Source organism: Shewanella sp. 1180_01 (genome assembly GCF_052850535.1).
Window position 1 is genome coordinate 1 of sequence record NZ_VXCT01000097.1, and the last position, 6,702, is coordinate 6,702.

Annotated in this window: 4 protein-coding genes; 3 read left to right on the plus strand and 1 reads right to left on the minus strand. The window is 42.3% G+C overall.

The window, feature by feature from the left end:
* Nucleotides 1-127: 127 nt before the first annotated feature.
* The gene (locus tag FW758_RS23860; protein ID WP_006080211.1) at nt 128-1,036 is read right to left on the minus strand and encodes a GGDEF domain-containing protein; all 909 of its coding nucleotides are present in this window, start codon (nt 1,034-1,036) and stop codon (nt 128-130) included.
* Between the two features lie 379 nt (nt 1,037-1,415).
* Here FW758_RS23860 and FW758_RS23865 point away from each other — a divergent pair, with 379 nt between their 5' ends.
* The 3 genes from FW758_RS23865 (at nt 1,416) to FW758_RS23875 (ending at nt 6,645) form a co-directional block, all read left to right on the plus strand.
* Complete coding sequence (locus FW758_RS23865) at nt 1,416-1,886, plus strand: cupin domain-containing protein (RefSeq protein ID WP_446446741.1); 471 nt, start codon at nt 1,416-1,418, stop codon at nt 1,884-1,886.
* Between the two features lie 518 nt (nt 1,887-2,404).
* Nucleotides 2,405-3,001, plus strand: a complete 597-nt coding sequence (locus FW758_RS23870; RefSeq protein ID WP_446446742.1) for a hypothetical protein — start codon at nt 2,405-2,407, stop codon at nt 2,999-3,001.
* Nucleotides 2,998-6,645 (plus strand): Ig-like domain-containing protein, encoded by a 3,648-nt coding sequence (locus FW758_RS23875; RefSeq protein WP_446446743.1) that lies wholly within the window; start codon nt 2,998-3,000, stop codon nt 6,643-6,645. Before FW758_RS23870 ends, FW758_RS23875 begins: the two co-directional genes overlap by 4 nt.
* Nucleotides 6,646-6,702 lie beyond the last annotated feature (57 nt).

Below are 6,702 nucleotides of genomic sequence, written 5' to 3' on the forward strand. Positions count from 1 at the left end.
CCTAAAAACTGTCAACCTATCTTAGGACGGGACAGCCTTTTGATGCGTGCTTCTTATGAGCACTTGTGACTATCACTTATTAAGGGCGCTTGTTATTGCTATGTGTGCTTTGAAATGTTCAACCCGCTTAGGCTGTATTTGATATCACTCGATTTTTGCCATTACGTTTAGCCTGATACAGGGCCGCATCGGCCCGCTTAAGCGTGTCTTCATAGGAGGTATCCAATGCTTCTATGCTGGCAACCCCGATACTTACGGTGGCAAACAAGCCGTTAACCGCATGTTGTTGCAGTGCCGAGTAAAAACAATCGCAGAGGTATTCAGCAAATTTAACTGCCTGAGACTGTTCGACACCGGGCAGGGCAATCACAAATTCATCCCCACCAAAACGATACGCACTATCGGTTTTTCTAAATTGAGTGCGACAGGTTTCAGCAACGGCGATGATAATTTTATCGCCAGCATGGTGGCCTAACTGGTCATTGATGGACTTTAAGTGGTCTAAATCGAGGATCAAGATTGAGGTGGGCGTACGGTGGCGCTGAAAAGTGTCGAATTGAACGGTTAAGTCACGTTCTAATCGGCGGCGATTATATAACCCTGTGAGCTGATCGGTATCGCTGAGCTGACGCAGCTGCAGTTCAAGCTCATGTCGCTGGGAGATATTACTGGCGACCCAGAGCACTACAGGCTCATCATTGACGAGAAAGTCTAGCGCTTGAATTCGTCCCTCAAACCAAATGGGTTGATCTGGGCCCGCATCGGGTAAGCCTTTGACATCTTTATTACTGAGTTCATATTCTTCAATCAGTAATGCTCGGCTAGCTAAGGCTTGTTCGATAATGCCTAAGAAGTAATTTGTTTTATCGGGGTTTAATACATCAGCAATGTACAAACCGACTAAGCCACTGCCATCGTGATAATAGCGCCCATCTTTACCGCCGAAAACTGCCACGTACCGACCACTTTTTGACAATATTAAGGCAGGATCTGGCAGTGCATCGAGGATTAACGCCATCTGTTCAATATTGATCATCAATTAAGATCCCTGTGGAAAATCACTTAACTTTATGTCTGCGTGTCTAAGTCATCATTACGAGCCGCTCTTTGGAGCTTTAGCCGCCAATTAATCCCGTTAACTCATAATAATCTAGCCGCTTTTGGTGCGAACAACAAACCATAACGACACGCCGTACAATTTATTTGTCGTTGTTATTTTGCCAAGTCGCCAGCGCGATTGATGCCATAAGCCATAACTCTCTCTTTGCCTATAGTAACGAGTCAATAGTGATATTTTGAACTTTGGCGTGTGTGCTTATGTTCAAAAAGCTAAACCGCAATGCTTAGTGAGCAGATGTTTTTCGAGTAGACTCTAGAACCTGAATTGCGGTTTTAATTTTATCCAGGGATTTATAATGCATACAGCCGATGATTTTATTGAATATTTAGCACTAGAACAGCATGTTGAAGGCGGCTATTACCGCTCATCCTATCGTTCTGAAACGCCGTTTGATCAGACTCGGGCATTATGGAGCAGCATCTATTTTTTACTGCGCACGGGGGAAGTTTCCCACTTTCACCGCCTAACCGCCGATGAAATGTGGTACTTCCATGCAGGACAATCGCTCACCATTTATATGATTGCCCCTGATGGCGTGTTAACCACGGCGCAATTGGGACTCGATTTAGCGGCGGGCGAGCGACCACAATTTTTGGTGCCTAAGGGCTGTATTTTTGGCTCGGCGATGAATCAACCCGGCTTTTCGCTCGTGGGCTGTATGGTGTCCCCCGGTTTTACCTTCGATGATTTCGAGTTATTTAGCCAAAAAACCTTACTAGCCCACTATCCGCAGCACAGCGAAATCATCAAGCGTCTGAGCCGATAGGCAGAGTGAACGCTCATTTTAAGGAATAATTGGCTGGATTGTATGCTCGTCTTTGTCTGTTTTAACCTTGGTCTGCATATGATTAATTGTAGGTTATTATGCTTACAGAATAATTAGAGTGCCAGAAGTTTAAATTGATTAAATAGTGTTCGGCTTACTCATATATAACCTGTATTTCTGTTTATATGAATCTAGTGTAATTTATTTTTTATTAGGGTAATTCTTTGCGTGATAATGATTTGTATGAATGGGCTAAAATAGATAATAAATTAACAGGCTGTTTCCAATTATGAATCATTGATGGAGGAATATCTGCGGCTAATAGGTCAAAAGTAGTAATTGAATTACTACTCTATAAATCATGCTATTAACCAATAACGCTGCATATTTTCATGAAAATTAATCTAGCAGTGGATGATTTTTAACTTTTTTGTGAAACTTGCAACAAATGTATACAAAGTTGTTTTTGTTTTTGTTAACATTGGTTTCAAGTTTTTAGGATAAATAAGTTTTCACGGATGATACGAGAGATTACAACTCTTTTTGGTATTTTGCTGTTTGTATTATGTTGTCCAGTGTATGCCAAAACTGTCTATAGATACAACTCACCTCTAGATTTTCAACGTTATTACACTACTCAAATTATTACTGAACTAGCTGATAGTCATATCAGAATCATTGATTTTGATTCAAACATGCAGCTTTTGTCGCACAAGATTGTTACCGGGAAAAGTCTAGAATATCAATGCACAGATCGCATTATAGGTGAGCAAGCCGCAAGCCTTGGTCATGCCTATAAGTATTGGTTTAGTAATCAGTTGGATTACTGTGAAATCGACTCAAATTTTTTTCCTTATATATATGATTCCATCGTTTCTGAGTTAATAGTTGAGCCTAGCACTATTATTTTAAACATTCCGAACGATATCCCGCCTGAACTCAAATTACCTAATGGAACACTCATTCAGCATGTATTTGAGTTGATACCTATAGCCGATTTCTCGTCCTTATACCCTGTGATTTCAAAACGATTAACGCAGAACGGAACACTCGTTGTGAAAGAAGGTAAATACACCTTCCAACTATTATTACTTTCTAAAGGAGATATGAAGTGATACAAAAAAATAACTTGAGCAAGGTCGCCATTTGTGTAGGGCTCGCTTTAACATCTAGCTCAGCTATAGCTGCAAACAGTTGGTTATCACGGGTCAATACTGTCACTGAACAGCAAGACAAATCCATTGTATCAGCAAACCATATGCAATCAGTTTCAGTGATGACTTCTGATTCGTCTAACGCTGTTTTCGATATTACTGTGTCTTTGCACAATAATCCTGAAGGGAGTGATCAGAAAGCCTACGAGGAAATATTGGGTTATTTTGCCGATGGGGTATGTGAGCAATCGAACGGTGAACATAAGCTCGGAAAGATAAGTATTTTCAGAGAAAATAAGCATAGATCTAAATCGGACATTATTTGGGGCGAGCGTGAATGGCCGCGAGCAAATACTGCGGGCTTTGGCGCCAATGGTATGCATATTTGGTTTGGAGATGTTTTTCCAAATGGTGCAGGGCAAGGCAAAGATCACAATATGCTCACCGACACCCTGGGCTCTGGCTACACCTTGGCCCACGAGTGGGGACACTATGCCTATGGTGTGTATGATGAGTATAAAGGTAACGCGGTTTCCGGTGCTGCTAATGCAACGCTCACCACTGACGTGGCCACTGATTCCATTATGAGTAATCAATGGCAAGCAAGAAACGGTGATATGAAATGGTTGAATCATTCAACTGCGAGCAATATTGGTGATGTAAACCGTACCGCACAGGGACGAGTGTATGGTAAGAGTGCTTGGGAAGTGCTTGCTCAAGACGTTAAAGACGACCCTAAATCTGGCCGGAAAACGGCTCAGCCAACTCGTACTCGATATACTACTTTGGCGAATAATGCGCCTGATGCTAATAATCCTGTAAAGAAAGAGTTACCCGCAGCGCAGTTTAGTTGTCGTGATCAGCTTGATTTTGTTTGGGTTGAAGGCGATATCGATATGCAGATTGTCATGGACCGTTCGGGTAGCATGTTTGGTTCGCCTATCGATAACGCCAAGCAAGCCGCTAAAATACTTGTTGATGCGACTGCTGAAGGCAGTACTGCGATGGGGTTAGTTTCATTCTCAGGCCGTTCGAGTGTTAAGCAAGATTTTGCGATGCAAAAAATGCCCAAGCCAGATAACGGTGTTAAACAAGCTTTGAAAGGTGCAATTGATAATATTTATGCCAATGGTTCAACGGCATTGTTCGATGGCAGTCAGTTAGCACTTGATAATTTATCGGCTTATCAGGCTTCGGCGGCAAGTGGCGCACCAGGTGTCGTTTTTGTGCTTGCTGATGGTGACGATAATAATTCTATAAAATCAGAATCCTCGGTCATCACTGCCTATCAAAATGCCAATGTACCAATTTTTAGTTTCGGTTATGGCTCAGCTTCGCCAACGGGTCCTTTAGTGACAATGGCCAATGCAACAGGCGGAAAATACTTTTCTTCACCAACAACGTTAGCCGAAATTATCGATGCTTTTTTACAAGCAAATGCCATTGCCACTGATAACCAAAACTTAGTGTCATCAACGCTTAATATTGCAAGTGGCACGGGTGCAACTCAGAGTATTTATATCGATTCTGGTTTAGATAATGTCAATATTTTCGTAAACCATAAAGGCGGCGCTTCTGATCTGCAACTCACGCTAAAAGATGCTTCAGGTAATAATGTCAATGGCGTAACTTTCGATTGTTTACCTGTGTCTGGAGGGCAATCTTGTAGCGTCAATGTTCCTAATAGTCTTGTTGCCTCACTTGGTCATGGTGAATGGCAACTTGAGTTAATAAACACAAATGCAAATCGTGCGCTAGATGCGACGGTCAATGTCAGTGCAGAGCCAAGTCTAGCGGGAAGTTATACTGTCTCTGTTGAGGGATTTGCTGGTAATGCCGTAAGTTACCCAAGCCCGATGATTTTAACGACTGCGTTAACCAAAGATAAACTTATCACTGGTGCTAATGTCATCGCTACGATCAAGGACCCAATGGACAACACGACCAACTTGGAAATGTTTGATAATGGCCAAGGCGGTGATGCGGTTGCAGGTGATGGTATTTACTCCGCCGTTGCACCATACAATCAGAATGGTATTTATCAAGTCGAAGTGAATGTTGATAACAAAGAAAGCAAGGCTAAATATACTGCCACAGGCCTATTTACACCCACATTAGACGGCTCTGAGCCAGTACAAGAAGCTTTACCAGCCATAACGGAGAATTTTGTACGTATTGCGAAAACCTCATTGGTTGTGAGCAATGTGCCTTATTTTGACAGTGATGGTAGCTATATCACCGCAATTAAACTCGATACGACCAATGCTGGTATCAATGGAGTGATTGACAGTGCTGGCGATCTTGATTTCTATGTCTTAGAAAATATAGATATGAGCAAAGACCTCGTTGTACGTGTAACAGACTCCAGCTTAGGTATGAAGCCAAAGTTAACCGTTTACAAATCAGACGCGTCTACGACAATTGTTGATAATGTTACTCTAGCAACAAATCCATCAGCGACAAACTATGTATTTTCAAAGCTAGCGAAGTCTGAATTGGAATCGACTTTATATGTTGTCGTTAGCCACGAAGATGACACAGCTGTTACGGGAGGATACCAAGTGAGTGCGGGTGAGCCTTTAAACACTGACGTCCCGCCGAACAATGTGCCAGTAGCCAACTCGGATGCTATGACAATTTGGGCTGGCCAAAAAGTGACAATTTCACCTTTGGCAAATGATACGGATGCAGATGGTGATACTTTAGTGATCGATAGCGTTACTACTGGATCTACTAAGGGGACTGTTGCGGTTTCGGGCAATGTTATCAGTTATGACTCAGGTAGTGCCTTTGCAAATGAAACGCCAGGCTCAACCGTATTAGATAGCTTTGCTTACATCATTACCGATAACAAAGGTGGCTTTGCTGAAGCTACAGTTGATGTCAGTGTTAAAATTAATACACCGCCAACAGCAACGCCTGATGCTATCAGTGTCAATGAGAATGCGACTGTTACAATATCGCCGTTAACGAATGACACTGATGCCGATGGTCATACTTTTACCCTCACGGCTAAACAATCTAGCCTGAAAGGTAAGCTGACAGATAATGGCGATGGTACGTTTATCTACGATCCTAACGGTCAGTTTAATGATTTGGCCAAAGGTGAAACGGCCAATGAAGTATTTAGTTACACCATCACAGATGAAATTGGCGCGACAAGCACAACTGAAGTGACTATTAGTGTTGTTGGTCTTAATGCGGCTCCTGTTGCTGTCGCTGACACAGCGGTAACGACTAAGTCGGGCAACATACAAATTGCCTTACTTGCAAATGATACCGATGTTGATGGAGACACGCTTACTATCACAGCTATTGATGTTGGCTCTTTAAAGGGCAAGGTCACCAATAACAATGATGGTACTGTGACTTATAGTCCTAATGGACAATTTGGTCATCTATATCAAGGTCAGTCTGCAACAGAGACTTTTAGTTATACCATCTCAGATGGTGATGCTGAAATGAAGGCATCTGTTACAGTGACGATCAATGGTGAAGGTCAAGCGCCGGTAGAACCTGAAAAAGAAGGTTCTTCAGGTGGTAGCTTGTCATGGTTATCATTGCTACTTGCACCATTAGCGTTTAGCCGCCGTCGAGTTAAATAAGACGGCATAGTGCGCAATAAAAAAGCAAGCTTAACCGCTTGCTTTTTTATTTTCTTA

What these genes read in the sequence shown, in the direction of transcription:
- FW758_RS23870 (WP_446446742.1), top strand. Translation starts at nt 2,405, where the DNA reads ATGATACGAGAGATTACAACTCTTTTTGGTATTTTGCTGTTTGTATTA.
- FW758_RS23865 (WP_446446741.1), top strand. Translation starts at nt 1,416, where the DNA reads ATGCATACAGCCGATGATTTTATTGAATATTTAGCACTAGAACAGCAT.
- FW758_RS23860 (WP_006080211.1), bottom strand. Translation starts at nt 1,036, where the DNA reads ATGATCAATATTGAACAGATGGCGTTAATCCTCGATGCACTGCCAGAT.